The sequence below is a fragment of the Bradyrhizobium ganzhouense genome, assembly GCF_049949285.1.
Classification (GTDB): domain Bacteria; phylum Pseudomonadota; class Alphaproteobacteria; order Rhizobiales; family Xanthobacteraceae; genus Bradyrhizobium; species Bradyrhizobium ganzhouense.
In genome coordinates this window covers 5,533,295-5,551,185 of record NZ_CP181318.1, presented here as the reverse complement: position 1 = coordinate 5,551,185, position 17,891 = coordinate 5,533,295, and the positions used below count along the sequence as shown (strand labels likewise).

Annotated in this window: 17 protein-coding genes; 9 read left to right on the top strand and 8 right to left on the bottom strand. The window is 64.8% G+C overall.

What is annotated here, in order from left to right:
* The first annotated feature begins 131 nt into the window (after window positions 1–131).
* Both ACLFLU_RS25540 and ACLFLU_RS25535 read left to right on the top strand, forming a co-directional pair.
* Window positions 132–2,393 (top strand): polysaccharide biosynthesis tyrosine autokinase, encoded by a 2,262-nt coding sequence (locus tag ACLFLU_RS25540; protein ID WP_426407577.1) that lies wholly within the window; start codon window positions 132–134, stop codon window positions 2,391–2,393.
* Window positions 2,394–2,775: 382 nt separating this feature from the next.
* Window positions 2,776–3,141, top strand: a complete 366-nt coding sequence (locus ACLFLU_RS25535) for a helix-turn-helix domain-containing protein (RefSeq protein ID WP_426407576.1) — start codon at window positions 2,776–2,778, stop codon at window positions 3,139–3,141.
* Window positions 3,142–3,258: 117 nt separating this feature from the next.
* Here ACLFLU_RS25535 and ACLFLU_RS25530 read toward each other — a convergent pair whose 3' ends face one another.
* Complete coding sequence (locus tag ACLFLU_RS25530) at window positions 3,259–4,017, bottom strand: transglutaminase-like cysteine peptidase (RefSeq protein ID WP_426407575.1); 759 nt, start codon at window positions 4,015–4,017, stop codon at window positions 3,259–3,261.
* A 226-nt stretch (window positions 4,018–4,243) separates the two neighbouring features.
* Window positions 4,244–4,501 carry a hypothetical protein gene (locus ACLFLU_RS25525; protein ID WP_426407574.1) on the bottom strand — a complete coding sequence of 86 codons (258 nt, stop codon included), beginning with the start codon at window positions 4,499–4,501 and terminating at the stop codon, window positions 4,244–4,246.
* Between the two features lie 231 nt (window positions 4,502–4,732).
* Between ACLFLU_RS25525 and ACLFLU_RS25520 the strand changes: the two genes are divergently transcribed.
* Entirely contained in the window at window positions 4,733–5,107 is a 375-nt protein-coding gene (locus tag ACLFLU_RS25520) for a hypothetical protein (protein ID WP_426407573.1), read from the top strand.
* Window positions 5,108–5,117: 10 nt separating this feature from the next.
* Here the strand turns inward: ACLFLU_RS25520 and ACLFLU_RS25515 are convergent, their stop codons facing one another.
* Both ACLFLU_RS25515 and ACLFLU_RS25510 read right to left on the bottom strand, forming a co-directional pair.
* Window positions 5,118–6,374 carry a polysaccharide deacetylase family protein gene (locus ACLFLU_RS25515; protein ID WP_426407572.1) on the bottom strand — a complete coding sequence of 419 codons (1,257 nt, stop codon included), beginning with the start codon at window positions 6,372–6,374 and terminating at the stop codon, window positions 5,118–5,120.
* A 179-nt stretch (window positions 6,375–6,553) separates the two neighbouring features.
* Window positions 6,554–7,360, bottom strand: a complete 807-nt coding sequence (locus tag ACLFLU_RS25510) for a polysaccharide deacetylase family protein (RefSeq protein WP_426407571.1) — start codon at window positions 7,358–7,360, stop codon at window positions 6,554–6,556.
* A gap of 76 nt (window positions 7,361–7,436) precedes the next feature.
* On the opposite strand from ACLFLU_RS25510, the gene mgtE reads away from it, so the two are divergent.
* The 4 genes from mgtE to ACLFLU_RS25490 all read left to right on the top strand — a co-directional run bounded on the left by mgtE (window position 7,437) and on the right by ACLFLU_RS25490 (window position 11,193).
* Complete coding sequence (mgtE, locus tag ACLFLU_RS25505; RefSeq protein ID WP_426407570.1) at window positions 7,437–8,858, top strand: magnesium transporter; 1,422 nt, start codon at window positions 7,437–7,439, stop codon at window positions 8,856–8,858.
* A 123-nt stretch (window positions 8,859–8,981) separates the two neighbouring features.
* Window positions 8,982–9,284 carry a helix-turn-helix domain-containing protein gene (locus ACLFLU_RS25500; RefSeq protein WP_426407569.1) on the top strand — a complete coding sequence of 101 codons (303 nt, stop codon included), beginning with the start codon at window positions 8,982–8,984 and terminating at the stop codon, window positions 9,282–9,284.
* Window positions 9,285–9,422: 138 nt separating this feature from the next.
* A complete protein-coding gene (locus ACLFLU_RS25495; protein WP_426407568.1) occupies window positions 9,423–10,241 on the top strand; it encodes an aldo/keto reductase in 819 nt (272 codons plus the stop codon).
* A 49-nt stretch (window positions 10,242–10,290) separates the two neighbouring features.
* Entirely contained in the window at window positions 10,291–11,193 is a 903-nt protein-coding gene (locus ACLFLU_RS25490; protein WP_426407567.1) for a hypothetical protein, read from the top strand.
* A 34-nt stretch (window positions 11,194–11,227) separates the two neighbouring features.
* Here the strand turns inward: ACLFLU_RS25490 and ACLFLU_RS25485 are convergent, their stop codons facing one another.
* The 4 genes from ACLFLU_RS25485 to ACLFLU_RS25470 all read right to left on the bottom strand — a co-directional run bounded on the left by ACLFLU_RS25485 (window position 11,228) and on the right by ACLFLU_RS25470 (window position 14,652).
* A complete protein-coding gene (locus ACLFLU_RS25485; RefSeq protein WP_426407566.1) occupies window positions 11,228–12,268 on the bottom strand; it encodes a glycosyltransferase family 4 protein in 1,041 nt (346 codons plus the stop codon).
* The gene (locus ACLFLU_RS25480; RefSeq protein ID WP_426414075.1) at window positions 12,268–13,089 is read right to left on the bottom strand and encodes a UDP-2,3-diacylglucosamine diphosphatase; all 822 of its coding nucleotides are present in this window, start codon (window positions 13,087–13,089) and stop codon (window positions 12,268–12,270) included. The genes ACLFLU_RS25485 and ACLFLU_RS25480 overlap by 1 nt, the downstream gene beginning before the upstream one ends.
* A gap of 314 nt (window positions 13,090–13,403) precedes the next feature.
* Window positions 13,404–14,063 carry a DedA family protein gene (locus ACLFLU_RS25475; RefSeq protein ID WP_426407565.1) on the bottom strand — a complete coding sequence of 220 codons (660 nt, stop codon included), beginning with the start codon at window positions 14,061–14,063 and terminating at the stop codon, window positions 13,404–13,406.
* 10 nt (window positions 14,064–14,073) lie between these two features.
* Window positions 14,074–14,652: a class I SAM-dependent methyltransferase gene (locus tag ACLFLU_RS25470; RefSeq protein WP_426407564.1), complete on the bottom strand. Its 579-nt coding sequence runs from the start codon at window positions 14,650–14,652 to the stop codon at window positions 14,074–14,076.
* 329 nt (window positions 14,653–14,981) lie between these two features.
* Here ACLFLU_RS25470 and ACLFLU_RS25465 point away from each other — a divergent pair, with 329 nt between their 5' ends.
* Both ACLFLU_RS25465 and ACLFLU_RS25460 read left to right on the top strand, forming a co-directional pair.
* Window positions 14,982–15,656, top strand: coding sequence for a response regulator transcription factor (locus ACLFLU_RS25465; protein ID WP_426407563.1), 675 nt, complete (start codon window positions 14,982–14,984; stop codon window positions 15,654–15,656).
* A gap of 5 nt (window positions 15,657–15,661) precedes the next feature.
* Window positions 15,662–17,038, top strand: coding sequence for a sensor histidine kinase (locus ACLFLU_RS25460; RefSeq protein ID WP_426414074.1), 1,377 nt, complete (start codon window positions 15,662–15,664; stop codon window positions 17,036–17,038).
* Window positions 17,039–17,891 lie beyond the last annotated feature (853 nt).

Here is a 17,891-nt window from a genome sequence, read left to right as displayed (position 1 = left end):
CGTCGCGCCCGCGTGTTTTATTTTCGTCGAGGCCGACAGCGGGACGTCTTCTGCGTAGGGACTAAGCGAGGCCGGCAGGACGAGGATTTGGACGGGGGCGCGACGATGGCGCGGATCCCCGGCGGACAAGTATGGATACCCGAACGGTCGCAACACCCAAGGCAATCGATCCGGCAGAGCGAGATGATCCCGGCGGGGTCATCTCCGTGTCCGATCTGGTCGAGCAGATCTGGGGCTTCATCCGGCGTCAGTATCTCGTCTTCCTGATCGTCACGGCCTGTGCGATCGGGCTTGGCTTGGTCTATCTGCTGACGACGCCCGCGCGCTACACCGCGCATGCGATGATGCTGATCGACACCAGCAAGTTGCGGGTGTTGCAGCCGCAACAGGCCTCGTTGGCCGACGCGCCGCTCGACACCACCCAGATCGAAACCCAGGTCGAAGTCCTGAAATCCGAAGGCCTTGGGCTCGCCGTGGTCAAGGCGATGCATCTCGCCGACGACGCCGAGTTCGCCGCGGCGGGCGGCGGGGTCTGGCGGACGGATGATCCGGCGAAAAGCGCGGACAGCCGGGAGTCGCAGGCGCTTGATGCGCTGTTGCGTCAGCGCACCATCAGCCGCGTCGGCCGCACTTACGTGCTCGACATCGCCTTTACGTCGCTGTATCCGGCGCGCGCCGCCGAAATCGCCAACGGCATCGCCGAGGCCTATATCGACGACCAGCTGGAATCGAAATACCAGGCGACGCGTCGGGCCAGCAAATGGCTCCAGGACAGGATCGCCGAGCTGCGCGAGCAGGTTTCCACGGTCGATCGCGCCGTGCTCGACTACAAGGAAAAGAACAAGATCGTCGACATCGCCGTCGCGTCGTCGGCCGGAGGTGCCAACACCAGCACGCGATCACTGGAAGAGCAGCAGCTCGGCGAGATCACCAGCCAGCTGAGCACTGCGCGCGGGACTAGCACGGAGGCGAAGGCGCGGCTCGATCGCATCCAGGAGATCCTAAAAATGGACATCCCCGATGCGTCCGTGGTGGATTCGCTGAAGAGCGAGATCGTCATTCGCCTGCGCAATCAATATCTCGACCTCGCCGCGCGCGAAGGCATCCTGTCGCAGCGCTACGGCAGCGACCACCAGGCCGCGATCAATGTGCGGGCCCAGATGGAGCAGATCCGCCAGTCCATCACCGACGAGCTGCGCCGCATCGCCGAGGGCACCAGAAGCGACTACGAGATCGCGACCGCGCGCGAGCAGTCGCTCAAGAACAAGCTCGCCGACATGGTCTCGGACGCGCGGCTCACCAACCGCGAGCGCATCGGCCTGCGCGAGCTCGAGAGCAACGCCCAGGCGATCCACACCATCTACGACAGCTTCCTGCAGCGCTACATGGAAGCGATCCAGCAGCAATCGTTCCCGATCACGGAGTCGCGCGTCATCAGCCCGGCGACCGCGCCCAAGCAGAAGAGCAGTCCGCGCACGACCGTCGTGCTGGGTCTCGCCACGGTGCTGGGCCTCGCCTTCAGCCTCGCGGCCGCGGCCTTACGCGAGGCGCTCGACCCGGTGTTCCGCAGCACGCGGCAGGTGCGGGAAACCCTCCAGGTCAAATGTCTCGCGGTCGTGCCGCAGCTCGATGCGCCGCCGCGATCGCGTCTGCCGGCGGCATGGCGGCGACATATTGGCGGCAACCCCGTCCCGCCGGCGTCGGCGGATGTGCTGTTGGGCCGCGCCGTTCGCGATCCGTCGTCGCTGTTCGCCTCCGCCTTCCGCGCGATCAAGGTTGCCGTCGATGTCAGCACGGCCGGCGAGAGGAGCAGGGTCATCGGCGTGATCTCGACGCTGCCGGACGAGGGCAAGTCGACCATCGCGGGCAATTTGGCCGAGCTGATCGCCCATGTCGGCAAGAAGGTCATCCTGATCGACGGTGATCTGCGCAACCCGACGATCAGCCGGGCGATGGCCGCGGACGCCACCAACGGCCTGTTTGAGGTTCTCGCCGGAAAGGCCGAGCTCGACACTGCCATTCGCACCGTGCGCGGGCTCGCTTTCCTGCCGACGATCATCGCGCCCGGCGTGGCCCGTGGCAGCGAGCTGCTCGGCTCCGACGCCCTGAAGCTGCTGGTCGAGCGGCTGCGCGAGACCTACGACACCATCATCATCGACCTGCCGCCGCTCGGTCCCGTCGCGGAGGTTCGGTCGACCGCGGGCCTGGTCGATTGCTATGTCCAGGTGATCGAGTGGGGCCGTTCGCGCAAGAACACGGTGCGGCAGCAGCTCCTGGGTGCGCCCGAGATTCATGAGCGGCTGCTCGGTGTAGTCCTCAACAAGGTCGACCTCCGGGAATTCGGGCGGCACGAGGGCCTCGATGCAGCCGACGGCCAGCATGGCTATTACTGAGCGCTGAAGCTGCCCGATGTCATGGTCACGCCGCCGGGCGACCTGCGGCTGCTGGCCCATTCGGTCGCAGCACCGCTTTTTCCTTTAATTTCGTGATCGAATTTGCGATGCAGGCATCCTGGGGATGATGATCCCCCGAGTCTGGGCGGAATTTTGGGAGGATTCCGGTGTGTGGTAACACGGACACGGAAGTTCCGACCGGGGACATCGTGCCCACGTGAGTTAACCATCGTCAATTCAATGGCGGCGCGCGGGCTTTACTGGGTGGTCGATCCACGCCAAGCCTGGCGCTGAACGCACCCCAACCTTTCATAACCATGTTGAAAAGGTTAACTAATCGCGCTTACTAGAGTGAAGCGGGACAGAGGCCAAAGAGGGCGAGATGGTCGGCAGGAGACACGATTCGCGGGAAATTTCGGACAAGCTGGCCCAGGCGGATCAACTCGCGGCCAGAGGCAAGACCCAGCGCGAGATATCGAAAGCGCTCGGCGTCAGCATCATGACCTATCATCGCTGGAAGAAGATGACCAAATCCCCGGAGCCGGGGATGGATGGTGCGGACAGCATGGCCGCCAGTGGCGTCAGCGCGCCGCGCGATGGCTCCTCCAGCGATACCATCAAGCGGCTGGAGCTCGAAAACGCCCAACTGCGACGTCTTGTTACTGACATGTTGCTGGAAAAGCTGAAGTACGAAGAGGAGCTTCGTGCACGCCAGGAGCCGCGGCTTCGCCGTCCCGAGAAGGGCTAGGGCCTGGTCCCGAGCCAGAGCGTTTTCGAGCGAAGTGGGTACCGGTTCGCGTAAAGAAAACGCGTTAAAAATAAGAATCTAGAGCCCCGTTCCGATTCCATCGGAACGGAAAGGGTTCTAGGGCTTGATCCCCAGCGGGGGAGGCAGGTCGAAAGGCGAGGGGGCGGACACCGGGATGCGCTCTGCCGCCACCGGCATCGCCGGCTTGGCCTGCTCGGCGCCGTAGGACACCCAGACATTCGGATCCGCCGCGCTCTGCCGTAACAAATAGCGATAGCTGGTCTCGTACCAGAACAGGATTTCCGGCGTCTGGTTGTCGAGGATCATTTCGCCGCGGTCGGACCGGACGGTCAGGACCGCGTGACGCGTCTTCCCTTGGTTCTCTCCTTGTTTGCCTCCTTGTATGCCTTGGCCGCGCTCCTCGACGATGGTGATCAGCAGCGCGCCAATCGGCCACCCGGCCTTGGCGAGCATTTTGCGCTTGAGCAGGACCATGTCCTCGCAATCGCCGCGGTCGAGCGGATAGGCCCAGCGTTCGGTCGTGCCGTAGAGCTCGGCATCGCTGGTCCAGATCACGCGGTCATTGACGTATTTGTTGATCTCGTAGAGCTGCTGGAGCAGGTCCGGCGTCAGCGTGATCTCGCGCGCCTGGCCGGCCATCGGCTTGCACTCCTCGGCATTGGCGGCGCAGAGCTGCAACCATCCGTTCGGCGCCTTGGTGGCGTTCCCGATCGCGGCGAACAGCGCCGGGCGGACGAGGAAGGCGTGGGCCGGCGCGCCGTCCAGCAAGACGGTCGCGGTGAGGGCGGCGGCAGCCGTCAGCCACCGGCGAAGCGCTGCGATAGCGTTGCGTTGCTCCCTGCAAGATCCGGTCATGCCTGTCCCCCCATCGGCGTCCGGATGGGAGGCTCGCAGACAGACATCGCGATGCCGCTAAGCCGTTACGTCAAATTGAATCGATCTCGGAGAAAGTCGCACCTCACTCACTGGGCATGGTGTGGTTTCAATTAATGCGCGCACTCTTGCAGCTCAGCCAAAAGCTGAGCCTGAAGGGCCGCCGTCAACTCATTGAAATGACGTCAAATGCGGCAGCAGGATCGCCCTAGCCATATTCCTCGCCGATCCCGTATTCCCGGTAGATCGCGAGCGGGTCGAGGTCGGGGAACAGGCGGCATTTGGCCTGGGCGAGATGCAGGCTCACCGCGGCCGGCTCCTTGCCGTTCGCCAGCAGCTTGCGGATGTCGTCCATATGCGCGCTTGGCTGGTGCTTGGCCTCGAGCTGCTCCAGCGCGACCAGCGCGGTTGCGAGCGCCTCGGTCAGAACCCAGTCGTCGTGGCCGGTGATTCCCTTCTTCGGCATCGGCAGACCTCAATCCGCAGACCTCACGTATAGCGGTGGCAACAGTCTAACGTAGCTTCGGTCGAATCTCCATCGAGCCGCGAGTTGCGTGGAACAGGGCGAGCGACCGCGCTCTCGCTTGCATTATGGCGGCGCGTGGCTAAAAGGCGGCGGCACGCGGGCGATGGTATCTTTGTTGAAACAAACTTGGCGTAGACGGACCTCGCGCGACCTCTCTCGGCTGGAGCCAGCATGGTCTTTCTAAGCTTCGTCTATCGCTTCCTGACCAACTTCGCGTTCATGGCGCTGGTCTATTTCAGCCTGAATTTCATGGAGAAATATCAGAACCGGGCGATCCTCGCGATCCTGGTGCTGGTCTATAGCGGCATGCGCGCGGCCTCGACGCTGCGCGCGTTCTACTTCTTCCAGAAGATCGAGAAGCTGGAGGCCGAGACCAAGCGCCTGCAGGGGCCGATCAATGACGGCTCCGGCGGTACGAATGCGCGCAAGCAGATCGTGGCGGATGTCGCGCGGCTGCGCCGCGACGGCGAGCTCAAGTCCTATATGGACCTGTTCTTCCTGGCGCTGATCGTGCTGCTCTGCGTCGCCAACATCATGCGGCAGTAACGGTTTTTACTCAGGCGCGCTTCTTCACGCTGGTGGCGACGCGGGTCGGGCGGGGCGCCGTGCCCTTGGCCTGAGCGGCGCGCTTCGGCGCTGGGTGTGCAGCATGCGCAGTTCGCCCTGCCTGCATCTTGGCCGCCTTGCCTTTGCCGGCATGCGGTGCTTCGGCTGCCATCGCGAGCCGGGTTGCGGCCCGTCGCGACAAGGTCGTCGACAGCAGCACCTCGACCGAGCCCTCGGGGATCGCGAAGAGATCGCGCCCGGGCGCGGGCAGGGTGGCGGCGACATCGGCCTGCGCCATGGTCTTGTGCGGCAACACCAGCGGCTGATGCGCGGTCTGCGTGTTGAGATCGGCAAGGCCAGGCGCGGGCAGCGTCCCGGTCTGCGTGAAGGCGAAGTTCGGCACGGCAGGCCAGCGCGCGATCGGCGTCGTCTCCGTCGGTGGATGCAGCAGCCACTCCACCGCCGTCGTCGGCGTCGCCGGTTGGTCGGCGGTCGCGGGCACCACATGAACGATGCGATAGCCGCGTGCCTTAAGGTCGCGGATGATTTTTGGCAGCGCCGCCACGGTGCGCGCCTGGATGTCGTGCAGCAGCAGGATGCCCTTGCCCTTGGCCTCCAGCCGCTGGATCGCGAGCTGGTAGACGCGATCGGGCGAGATGTGGCGCCAGTCGTCGGCGGGGAAGTCGGCGCTCCAGACCTGGATGCCGCGCGAGATCAGAAGGTTTTCGACGCCCTCGGCGCGCATCAGGCCGGGAATGCGGAAGAACGGCGCGAGCTTGGACGGATCGGTCATCGCAGCCGACGTCCACTCGATACCGCCGTTGATCTGCGCCTCGGCCTTGTCGAGCGGCATCCGGTCGAATGTCAGCGGATGGTTCATGCTGTGCGTGCCGACAGTGTGGCCCGCCGCGACCAGCTTGCGCACGCCTTCCGGGTTCGCCTTGGCCTGTTCGCCGATGATGAAGAAGGTCGCCTTGATGCACTCGTCGGCGAGGATCTGGAGCACCTGGTTGGAATTCTTCGGCAGCGGACCGTCGTCGAAGGTCAGCACCACCTCGTGGTCTTTCAGCGGCAGCGTCTCGCGGTACTGCATGGTGCCGATGCGCGGATGCTCATGCGGGTCGACGACGAGCGTGCGGGAGGTGCCGAGCGCGCCCGGATGACCCGGGCATTCGGCGGCGAAGGCCGCCGGCGACGCCGTGGTCAGCAACCCCAGAAGCAGGACGGGCCACGATCGCGTCCGAAAAGCAACGCTACTGCCGATCATGAACCCGGTCTGCCCTCATCTGCGTTTGCCGCCATAGTAGGTCGGAGACATCAGGAAACGGTTCAGGCGCAAAGACCTTTCCCGCCTCGGGTCCCCCTCATTCTTTGCACGGCGTAGCATGAACAGAGTGTTAATAGGGCTCAAATCACCCCAATTTGGTCAGGCGTGACATTCCGGCATCAATGCGCGTCGGCGTTCTTCTGTGATGTGCCCGCCGGCACAATGTGGACCACGTGATAGCCGTTTTCCCGCAAATACCGCAGGAAGTCCGGCATCATCGCCGCCGTGCGCGCCTGGGCGTCGTGGAACAGGATAATGCCCTTGCGGGCGGCGGCCACGCGATCGGTGATCAGCTTGAGTTCCTGCTCCGGCGTCATGTCGTTCCAGTCGCTGGCCCAGAAATCGGCCCCGAACACCACGATGCCGCGCTGCTCGAGCAGGTCGAGCTGGGCCGGAGTGGACTCGAAATAGGGGAAGCGGAAGAACGGCGTCGATGGCGTCGTCGTCGAGACCCCGTGCAGCGCCATCTCGTCGGACGCGATGCCGCGGTCGATCTCGTACTTCGCCGCTTCGGCCGGGATCCGCGCCATGTGCGCATGCGACCAGGTGTGGTGGCCGATGGTGTGACCTTCGCGGGCGATGCGTTTGACCAGGTCAGGAAATTCGGCGGCGCTCCGGCCGACCAGGAAGAAGGTCGCGCGCACGCATTCCTGCGCCAGCGCCGCCAGCACCTTGGACGTCGTCTTCGGACGCGGGCCGTCGTCGAAGGTCAGCACCACCTCGTGATCTGCGAGCGGCAGCGTCTCTGGAAAACTCTTCAGGCCGACGCGTGGCGTGGTCTTGGCATCGACGCTCAGGATCCGCGACGTGCCGAGCGCATCGCTCCGCGGGCAGTCCGCGGCCTCGACTGAACCAATCGCGGTGAGGGCGGCGAGAGCCGGGCCCGCAATGATCGAGGTCCATTTCGGTCGCTGCATCTTTGCCATTGCGCTCGCAATTGCCTTGTGGGTATTGCCTGACCGTCAGCCCAAACCATCAACCTGCCAAACGGCGAGGCGTACCATGGATAAACATATGGATGACGCCGCTTCCACCGAGTCCTTGGTACTCGACCACGTCCCGATGCGCAATGAAGACGGCGAAATTCGGCACGAATTCGTCGAGGAAATTGCCCGGGCGATCGAGGCCGCCGACAGCGCCGCGCTGCGAGCCTGCGTCGCCGATCTGCACGAGGCCGATCTCGGCGATCTCATCGCGGCGCTCGCACCCGACGATCGTGTCCGCCTGGTCGAGCTGACGGGCCGCGACTTCGACTTTTCCGCACTGAACGAGGTTGACGAGACCGTCCGCGAGGAGATCCTCGACGAGCTGCCGCCCGAGACGGTCGCCGAGGGCGTCCGCGAACTGGAATCCGACGATGCGGTCGAGCTGCTCGAAACCCTCGGCGAGGAGGAGCAGGAGGAAATTCTCGAGAAGCTGCCGCCGCAGGAGCGCGTCGCGCTCGAGCGCAGCCTGCTGTATCCGGAAAACTCTGCCGGAAGGCGCATGCAGACCGAGTTCATCGCCGTGCCGCAGGATTTCACGGTCGGGCAGGCCATCGACTACATGCGCGATACGCCCAATCTGCCGGACCGCTTCTACGAGATCTACGTCGTCGACAAGGACCAGCACTGGCACGGCGCGGTTCCGCTGGATGTGCTCCTGCGCGCGCGCCGCCCGGTGCCGCTGACCGAGCTGACCGACGAGGATCGCCGCCGCGTCTCCGTCCTGGAGGACCAGGAGGAGGTGGCGCGCATGTTCGGCAAGTACAACCTCGTCGCCGCACCGGTGCTCGACACCCAGGACCGCCTCGTCGGCGTCATCACCGTCGACGACGTCGTCGACGTCATCGAGGAGGAGGCGGACGAGGATCTCAAGGCGCTCGGCGGTGTCACCAGCGACGAAGAGCTGTCGGACACGTTTCTCACCATCGCGCGCGGTCGCTTCAACTGGCTGCTGATCAATCTCGCCACGGCCTTCCTGGCGTCCTCCGTGCTCGGCCTGTTCGAGGGCCAGCTCGAACAGATGGTGGCGCTCGCCGTGCTGGCGCCAATCGTCGCTAGCCAGGGCGGCAATGCCGCGACCCAGACCATGACGGTCGCGGTGAGGGCGCTCGCGACCCGCGAGCTCGGCTCCTCCAACGCCTGGCGCGTGGTCATCCGCGAGGCGCTGGTCGGTCTCGTCAACGGTCTCGCCTTCGCCGTGATCACCGGCATCGCGGCCGTGGTCTGGTTCAAGATCCCCGGCCTTGGCGTTGTCATCGGGCTCGCGATCATCGTGAACCTGGTCGCCGGCGCGCTCGGCGGCATCCTGATCCCGATGGCGCTCGAACGCGTCAGGGCCGATCCGGCGGTGGCGTCGGGCACGTTCGTGACGACGGTAACGGACGTGGTCGGCTTCTTCTCCTTCCTCGGCATCGCCACGCTGTGGTTCGGGTTGAAGTAGGCGGCCAGCTTGGGGCGCCGCGCTCTCTCCGCACAGCAATGATGGGGTTAGGGCGGTACGCGCCCCGTCACCTTTTAATTCGAACTTAAGCGTGCTGCCGCATGATCCTGCCCGCTTGGGGGAATGAGCATGCGTGTGCGGCTGAAGGCGGACGGACGGGTCGTCGAGTTGCGGGACGGGCAGGAGTTTCCAATCCAGCCCGCGACCAATGCAGCGCCGGCGGAGGCCGGTTCGCTCGCGGTGCGCGATTTGCGCCGGCGCGCCTGTCTCACCCAGATGGAGTTCGCCGCCAAGCTCGGCGTGCCCGTCGAGACCATCCGCAACTGGGAGCAGGGCAAGCGCGCCCCGCGCGGACCCGCTCGCGCGTTGCTGGCCGTGATCGCGCATGCGCCCGACACGGTGTTCCAGGCGCTCGCCAAAGCCTGAACGCCTGACGCGAACCTCCCGTTAGCGTTGGCAAAAGATCCGGCCCCGAGGTCGGCGCCCTCCGTTGCACTCTGGCGGACCGGGTCCATAATGATGTCGGTGATGACATCTGGGCTGCCGCAACAGAGGGGATCCCTCATGCTGTTCGTCGAGGCCAATGGCGCAAGAATCCCCGCGATCGGGCTCGGGACCTGGGAGCTGAGCGGCCGGACCTGCGCGCGCGTGGTCGAGCAGGCGCTGCGGCTCGGCTACCGCCACGTCGACACCGCCCAAGTCTACGACAATGAGCGCGAGGTCGGCGACGGATTGCGCGCCTCCGGCGTCCGCCGCGACGACGTCTTCGTCACCACAAAGGTCTGGACCAACCATTTCGCACCCCACGATCTCGAACGGTCGGTCAAGGAGAGCCTGGTGCGCTTAAGGCTTCCCGCCGTCGACCTGGTGCTGCTGCACTGGCCCAATTCGCACGTGCCGCTGGAGGAGACGCTGGGCGCGCTGGCGCACGCCAAGCGCATGGGCCTGACACGGCACATCGGCGTCTCCAATTTCACGGTGGCGCTGATCGAGCAGGCGGTCGCGCTGTCACCCGAGCCGCTCGTCTGCAACCAGGTCGAATATCACCCTTACCTCGATCAGGCGAAGGTGAGGGCGGCCTGCGACCAGCATGGGATGGCGCTCGTTGCCTACAGCCCGATCGCCAGGGGACGGATCAAGGCCGACCAGACGCTCGCCGGGATCGGCCGCGCTCATCACAAGACACCGGCACAGATCTGCCTGCGCTGGCTGGTGCAACAGAATGTGTCCGCGATTCCCAGAACGTCGCGTGTCGAGCGTCTGTCGGAAAACATCGAGATCTTCGATTTCGAGCTCTCGGATGACGAGATGGCGGAGGTCGCCGCACTCGCCAGCCCCAAGGGCCGCCTGACCGATTTTGGCTTCGCGCCGAAATGGGATTGAGAGGGAACCGCGGTATGGTAGGAGCAGGCCGGCAACCCAAGATCGGGCGATGGAACTGCGGAAGATCATACGGACGGACATTGCGGCGTCAGCCATCGCGCATCTGACGCTGGTGGCGCTGATCATCGTGATCAGTGAAGTCCATCCGTTTCATTCCGCTCCGCCCGAGACTGTCGCCGTTGATATCGTCACGCCGGAGCAGGTGAAGCAGGAGGAGGCCAAGGCCGAGGAAAGGGCCGAAGAGAAGGCGAAGGAGAAGCCACCGGAGCCGCTCCCCGACTTGAAGCTGCCGAAGCTGGACTTCACCGACAAGGACAAGCCGGACGCAGCGCCCAAGCCTGCGGCCAGCGAGAAGGCATCAGAGAAGGCGACGCCGCAACAGAAGCAGGCCTCGCACGAACCGCCACAGAAGCAGCCGCAGCCTCAGCCTCAGCCATCGCAACAGCCGCCGCCTCAGCCTCAGGCGGAGCAGCCTCCACCTCCGGCGATGCCGCAGCCGCAGGCCGCGCCCCCGGCCTATCGGGCGTCGGAGCCCGACGTGACCGTCAAATACGGCGTGATGCTGGGCCTGCCGCCCGAATTGCCGCCCGCGCCGAAAGAAGCCCCCAAGGATGACGGCGGCAATGCCAATGATTCGATCGGCGCCAAGTTGCCGCCCGAGGTCATTGCCGAGCTTCGCCGGCACCTGAGAAGTTGTTCGAAACTTCCGGCCGGGGTCGCACCGACCGATGCGGTGCACATCAGGCTGCGTGCGGTGCTCGCCACCAACGGCACGCTGGCGCGCCCGCCGATCCTGATCGAAGCCCCGCCGTCGACGAAGGGCGTGGCCATCGTTCAATCAGCGATGAGCGCGCTGCAGGCTTGCCAGCCCTACAAGATGTTGCCCGTCGACAAATACGAGGAATGGAAGGTGATGGACCTGTCGTTCACGCCGCAGGATTTTGGCGGGTAGGGACGTCTGTGGCGCGTTGCGCTGCGATGATCGGCTACTTCGTCGCGAGCAACGGCCGGGCAGCTCCGGCCAGCACGCCGTGGGCCCGTCTGGTATTGTCGAGGAACTGCCGCACGCTCTCGCGCCAGGTGAAGGTCAGGGCGTGGGTCCGACATTCTTCACGCCGCACCTTTAGCGCTGTCAGCGCCGCATGACGCAGATCGGGATCAAGACAGCCACAGCCCGATTTGCCGATGACGTCGAGCGGTCCCATCACCGGAAATGCGGCAATCGGCAGACCGCACGCCAACGCCTCGAGGATCACCATCCCGAACGTATCGGTGCGGCTTGGAAAGACGAAGACATCGGCCGAGGCGTAGACATCGGCAAGCGCTTTCCCGGTCCGCGTGCCGAGAAAGTGTGCCTGCGGAAACTGCGATTGCAGGTTGGCGCGCAACGGCCCGTCCCCGACCACGACCTTCGAGCCCGGCAAGTCGAGGTTGAGGAAGGCTTCGAGGTTCTTCTCGACCGCGATGCGGCCGACATACAAGAACACCGGCGCCGGGAAGGCAAGCGGCCGCTCGGTGCGGGGGCGGAACAGCTCGGCATCGACGCCGCGCGACCACAACATCAGGTTACGGAAGCCGTGCGCCTTGAGCGACTGCTCCAGCGTCGGTGAGCCAACCATGGTGCCGTCACCGCCGTTGTGGAAGCGGCGTAACGCCGCATAGCTCCATTTCAGCGGCACCGGTAATCGCGCCGCCAGATATTCGGGAAAGCGGGTGTGATAGCTGGTCGTGAACGGATAGCCGCGCGTCTGGCAGACATAGCGCGTGATCCACCCGATCGGCCCTTCGGTCGCAATGTGCACCGAGTCCGGGCGTATCCTGGTGATCGCGCGCTCGATCCGCCCTGCCGAGGCGAGCGCAAGGCGGATCTCCCGGTAGCCGGGCAGCGGCACGGTTCGGAAATTGCCCGGCGTGAGGAAGTCGATATCAGCGCCGAACGAGGGTGCTTCGCTGGCGAGATATTCGAGCGAGCGAACCACGCCGTTGACCTGCGGACGCCAGGCGTCGGTTGCCACCAGCACGCGCATCAGGCGACCGCCTTTGCGAACGGCACCACGCTCGCCTCGCCGGACATCCGGTGTGGCGGTGCCTCGGTCCACCTGATGATCTCGAACCGGCCGTCATCGTGCTCGACGACGGCCGTGCAGGATTCCACCCAGTCTCCAGTGTTGATGTAGCGAATGCCGAAATCGTCATGCATCGCTGCGTGGTGGATGTGGCCGCAAATCACGCCTTGGGCATCGTGGCGCCTTGCTTCCGACGACAGCACCTCCTCGAAACGGCCGATGTGGTTGACCGCATTCTTGACCCGCAATTTCGCCCAGGACGAGAACGACCAATAGGCAAGCCCAAGCCGGCTCCGGATCCGGTTGAGCCAGACGTTGGAGGCGAGCGCTGTGCGGTAGCCGAAATCACCGAGCAGGGCGAGCCATCGGGCGTGGCGCACGACGAGATCGAAATGATCGCCATGGACGACGAGGTAATCGCGGCCATCGATCCCGCGGTGGATCGCATGCTCGACCACTTCGACGCCGCCGAAGGTCGAGCCGACATAGTCGCGCACGAATTCGTCGTGATTGCCGGCAATGTAGACGAGCCGCTTGCCGCGGCGCGCGAGCTCCACCAGTTCCTGCACGACCGCATTGTGCGCCTGCGGCCAATACCAGCTCGATCTCAGGTACCAGCCATCGACGATATCGCCGACGAGGAACAGCGTCTCGGCTTCATGGTGGCGGAGAAAGTCGATCAGCTTGTCGGCCTGACATCCCCTGGTCCCAAGATGAACGTCGGAAACAAACAGGCTCCTGACCTTGATGACATCGTGCGGCGAGGCGCTAGCCTCGTCCATGCGATGGTCGGTGCCCGGCGCGCGCTTCGGCTGGGCCGACCGATTGCCGCCGGACTCCTCGCGCCGAAACGCCATCGCTGCGGCCTCTGCCAAACCCGCGACGGCTTTCGCCACGTCGCGGTTGGCGCGTCGCCTGAAGATCGAGTGGCACCAATAGACACCGACGACAAACACAAGCAGCGCAAGTTCGGCGCTCCGATGCCGGCCGTCGGACGCCGCGACACCGAACTGATAGCTCGCGAGCAAGGTCAGCAGCGTTGCGATGACACGCTCAAGGGCATGCGAGCCGGGTCTGAGGCGGGACAACAGGACTCTCATGCAACCTCCTCCGCCGGCACAGGGGCCGCGATCGCGCGTGACGCTGCGAGGCGATGCGGCGCGATCGACCGCTTGTAGACACGAAATCCCAGGATGATCGCGACCTCCACGACGATGAGGATGGCCACCACCCAGAAGCCGATCCCGACGGGATCATGGCTGCTGCCGCGCAGTGCGTAGCCAAGGCTGAGGAACGGCATGTTCCAGATCACGGTGCCGATTGCCGTGGCGGCGATGAATGCCCGCGGCTCCAGCCGCAGCACGCCGGCCGGCAAGGCCAGATAGATCCGCACGGTCGGCAGGGTTTGGCCGATCAGCGTCACCCAGAAATGGTTGCCGCGATAGGCGTCGGTCAGCTGTCGATACAGCGAGGGCCGCAGCAGCACGTATTTTCCGTAAGCTGTCACCAGCCCCTCGATGCGCTGCGAGCCGAGCGCCCGGCCAAGCCCGTACCAGCCGATCGCCCCGACCACGGATCCAACGCTTGTCGCCACGATGGTCATGGCGAGCATCGTGCCGTCGGGAACCGTCAGGCCGAGCAGCATCAGCAGGACGTAGGACGGAAACAGCGGAACGAACTTCTCGGCGACCGCCAGGCAGCCAACGCCCAGCAGGCCGAAGTTCAGAAACAGCGTAATTGTATTGGACGTGTCCATGATGCCTCAATCAAGCGTGGGGATGACGGCGGGCGATGCGATACACCGAAGCCGGCGGCAGGTTGCGAAAGGTCTGCCCGATGCAGGTTGCCTGCAGGCCGAGACGATCCAGGATCAGGTCAGCGACGGGACAACGCGGGCCATAGGTGATCTGGTAGAACGCGCCGTTCCGACGCAGATAGCCAAACGCGCCGCCGAGGATGGCCAAGACTTTCTCCGGCGGCATTGTGAGCAGCCCGAGCCCGCTGACGACGGCTCCGACCGGCGCACCCTCGAACAGCTTTTCCTTGTGCAGCCACGCCGCATCCATCCACAGCACCCGTGCTCCAGGAAAGCGTTGTTGCAGGAGCGGGATGAAATCGGAGCCGTATTCGACCAGCGTGAGGTCCTGTTGCCTGACGCCTCGACCGAGCAGCGCGCGGGTGAACGCGCCAGTGCCGGGGCCAAGCTCGATGACGGGACCGGTCTCGGCCGTGATCTCCTGCGCCATCAGCAACGCGGCGGCTGAACCCGACGGCGCGATCGCTGCGATACGCAGCGGATTGCGAATCCACGCGCGAAAAAACGGCAGAATGTCAGCAGCCGACATGCTGGATCACCCGGACGATGAAAGCGCGGCCGGATCCGCGATGATGGTTGGGTAACGAGGTCATTCGCTTGTCTTTCCGTTTGCGGGTGTGCGCCGTCGAAAGCGAACGGCTCCCGCCGGTTGAGCAGTGTCCGGCGCAGCAGGATGATCAAGCCAGGCCCGACAGGTGGCATTCAGTCTCACGCGAAAATTGCGTAAGTCTGTCGCGAATGCGTGTCCTGGAAAATTACCCGCGACGTTTTCGCCCGACGGGCCGCAAGGTTGCCGCAATGAATTAGACATAAAGTCGGCAGACGCGATGAAGAGCGGGTGCGAGGAAAACGCTGCGAATGCGAGTTCTGTTGGTGGAGGACCAGCCGGAAATGGTCACGGCGCTGCGTGCGGCGCTCGCGCGTCATGACATGCTCGTCGATCATGCGCCGGATCTGGCCGAAGCCGAGGCGATCGCCGCGGACGGCAATTACGACGCGATCGTGCTCGATCGTCGACTGCCGGACGGCGACGGCCTGCAGCTGATTCCGAAGTTGCGCGAGCGCGGCAATGCGGTGCCGGTGCTGGTGCTCACCGCCCGCGGCGAGCTTGCAGACCGGGTGTCCGGCCTCGACAGCGGCGCCGACGATTATCTCGGCAAGCCTTTTGCGCTCGAGGAGTTGTTGGCACGGTTGCGGGCACTGTTTCGCCGCCCCGCCAATGTGCAGAACAATGTCGGTCGGATCGGCCGCATGTCGTTCGACTTCAGCCATCGCGAGGCGAGTGTCGACGGACGCCCGCTCGATATACCGCGTCGCGAATTGCTCCTACTTGAGGCGCTCGCCCATCGCATGGGGCGTATGGTGCAGCGCTCTGCACTGATGGAGGCGGTTTACGGTCTCGACGATGAGGTTCAGCCCAACGCGCTCGACACGCATGTGTCGCGCTTGCGCCGCAGGCTCGCGGAGTCCGGTGCCGGCGTGACGATCAACGGCGTTCGCGGCCTCGGCTATGTGTTGCGGGAGACCCCGTGAGCGCGCTGCGACCGCGTTCACTCACCTGGCGCCTGGTTGGGCGCCTGGCGAGTTTGCAGGCGATCATGCTGACGCTGCTGATCCTGCTGATCGGGCTCGCCGCGATCGTGCTGTTGCGCGCCGGGCTGCTGCTCGACGACTATGAAGGCAGCACCCTCGATGCGCTGAAGGACGCGGTCGCGCGCGACGCCAACGGCGGACTGACCCTGCGTCAAACGCCCGATCTGTCGACCATTCGATCCGAATACCCCGACCTCTGGTTCGTCGTCCGCGACACCGAGGGCCGCAAGCTCTCCGAAGGCACGGTGCCGCGGCAATTCGCAGCGATCGCCGACGCGCTCGACTATGTGAGCGATGCACGGCTCCGATGGAATGCGGCGGAAGCGTCGCCGCCCTCGGCGCTCGTCAAATGGGCCGACACCGCTGCGGGACGGATCCAGATCTTCACCGGAACATACGGTCAGATCTCCATGTGGCGGGCGCTGGCAGGCACACCGCTCCTGTTCCTGAACGTGATTCTGCCGATCATCATCCTGATGACGCTGGCCACGCTGGTCGCGACGCCATTCGTGGTGCGCCGGGCCATGAAGGGTCTCGGGCAGGCTGCGGCGGAAGCCGAGCGGATCGACATCGACCAGCGCGGCGTGCAGCTGCCCCTCGACGAGGTGCCGATCGAGATTGCCCCGCTGGTCAAGGCCATCAACGACGCGCTCGGCCGTCTCGACAAGGGCTACGAGCGCCACCGGCGCTTTCTCGCCGACGCCGCGCATGAGCTTCGGACCCCGATCGCAATTCTCTCAACACGGGTGTCTTCGCTTGAGGCCGGACCGGAGAAGACGCTTCTGCTTGAGGATGCCACCCGCCTCAGCGTCATGGCCGGCCAGCTTCTGGATCTGCAACGCCTCGACCAGGGAACGGACACGTTCGCTGCCGTCGATCTCGTCGGCGTCGCCCGGCGGGTGGTTCTCGATCTGGCACCGCTGGCCTTCGGCGCGGGTTATGAAATGTCCTTTGAACGCGAGGATGAAACCGTTGTCGTGGCGGGCGACCAGACCTCGCTCGAACGTACCCTTACCAATCTGGTGCAAAACGCCATCGACCACGGGCAGCGGCGCGGCACGATCCTGGTTCGGGTGACGAATGATCGCTGCATCGAAGTCTGCGACGACGGCGACGGGATCCCGCCCGAGGAGCGCGAGCAGATCTTCGAGCCGTTCCATCGGCTGCATCATGGCGGACGCGGCGCGGGCCTCGGCCTCGACCTGGCGCAGAACATCATGCGCCTGCACGGCGGTCACGTCGAAGCCGACCGCGCGCCCTCCGGCGGCGCCTGCATGCGCATGGTGTTTCCGCAGGCTGCGGTCCCTCTCTTTGTGATCTAGTACTGTTCGTCAGCCTGCAATGTGTGCGACGGGCAAAACACTGCGGACGCTGTCAATCCCTCTTTGCAAAAACATTCCGCTTTACCGAAATTCGGAATTGGCGTATGTGTCGCCCATCCCGGCTCATCCTTGAGGGGCGATCGTACGTCGTCACCGATTGCGAGCCGGGCTTGCGGTGGACGCGGCAGCGTCGGCACGAGAGGGTGCGGGCAGGGCGGGTAGTCCCTGTGAGCCCGAAACCGCGTGTGGATGAGCGGCGCTGTTAGTTCGTCTCGCCAACATTTCGATGGCCACGTGCACGATGTCATCGAACCCTGTGGCGTCAGCGAACGCGCGTACGGCAAAACCGTGTGGTCCTGGCCGTCGTTGCTACGGCCAAGCTTGTCGCGGAGGTGCAGGGAGCCCAACCGGGTGAAGTGTATCGTCAATCTGCGAGGCGAGGGAGGCCAGAAGGAACTCGGCTCCCGGGAGAGCACGGCATAAGCCGTCAAACCATCGCGCAGGGAAGGCCGTGTGTTGGGCTTCACCTGTATGCTGCTGTGCGGTTCCTTCTGCGTGTGCTTTTCGCGCGGCGGACCGCAGGTGCCGCTGGCACCCGGCCTTCCCTGCGCCCTCTTGGACAAGAGGGTGGAGAGACCAGGTAAAGCTCGGGCGAACTACGCCGCGAGGCTGCAAAGGCGTGCCTACTTCTACACACTCGCTTTCATCGCCTGGCTTGACCGGGCGATCCAGTATTCCAGAGGCGGTTGTGGTTGAGCCGAGAGGTTGCGGTGTACTGGATTCCCCACCTTCGCGGGGAATGACAGCGTCATTTGGAGAGCCAACGTTGCGTCACACCTCGCTCTCGTGCCCC

Coding starts and splice junctions, on each gene's coding strand:
- ACLFLU_RS25470 (WP_426407564.1), bottom strand. CDS start 14,652: ATGTCGGCTGCTGACATTCTGCCGTTTTTTCGCGCGTGGATTCGCAAT.
- ACLFLU_RS25525 (WP_426407574.1), bottom strand. CDS start 4,501: ATGCCGAAGAAGGGAATCACCGGCCACGACGACTGGGTTCTGACCGAG.
- ACLFLU_RS25495 (WP_426407568.1), top strand. CDS start 9,423: ATGCTGTTCGTCGAGGCCAATGGCGCAAGAATCCCCGCGATCGGGCTC.
- ACLFLU_RS25510 (WP_426407571.1), bottom strand. CDS start 7,360: ATGGCAAAGATGCAGCGACCGAAATGGACCTCGATCATTGCGGGCCCG.
- mgtE (WP_426407570.1), top strand. CDS start 7,437: ATGGATAAACATATGGATGACGCCGCTTCCACCGAGTCCTTGGTACTC.
- ACLFLU_RS25490 (WP_426407567.1), top strand. CDS start 10,291: ATGGAACTGCGGAAGATCATACGGACGGACATTGCGGCGTCAGCCATC.
- ACLFLU_RS25540 (WP_426407577.1), top strand. CDS start 132: ATGGATACCCGAACGGTCGCAACACCCAAGGCAATCGATCCGGCAGAG.
- ACLFLU_RS25480 (WP_426414075.1), bottom strand. CDS start 13,089: ATGGACGAGGCTAGCGCCTCGCCGCACGATGTCATCAAGGTCAGGAGC.
- ACLFLU_RS25475 (WP_426407565.1), bottom strand. CDS start 14,063: ATGGACACGTCCAATACAATTACGCTGTTTCTGAACTTCGGCCTGCTG.
- ACLFLU_RS25515 (WP_426407572.1), bottom strand. CDS start 6,374: ATGATCGGCAGTAGCGTTGCTTTTCGGACGCGATCGTGGCCCGTCCTG.
- ACLFLU_RS25500 (WP_426407569.1), top strand. CDS start 8,982: ATGAGCATGCGTGTGCGGCTGAAGGCGGACGGACGGGTCGTCGAGTTG.
- ACLFLU_RS25530 (WP_426407575.1), bottom strand. CDS start 4,017: ATGACCGGATCTTGCAGGGAGCAACGCAACGCTATCGCAGCGCTTCGC.
- ACLFLU_RS25465 (WP_426407563.1), top strand. CDS start 14,982: ATGCGAGTTCTGTTGGTGGAGGACCAGCCGGAAATGGTCACGGCGCTG.
- ACLFLU_RS25485 (WP_426407566.1), bottom strand. CDS start 12,268: ATGCGCGTGCTGGTGGCAACCGACGCCTGGCGTCCGCAGGTCAACGGC.
- ACLFLU_RS25520 (WP_426407573.1), top strand. CDS start 4,733: ATGGTCTTTCTAAGCTTCGTCTATCGCTTCCTGACCAACTTCGCGTTC.
- ACLFLU_RS25535 (WP_426407576.1), top strand. CDS start 2,776: ATGGTCGGCAGGAGACACGATTCGCGGGAAATTTCGGACAAGCTGGCC.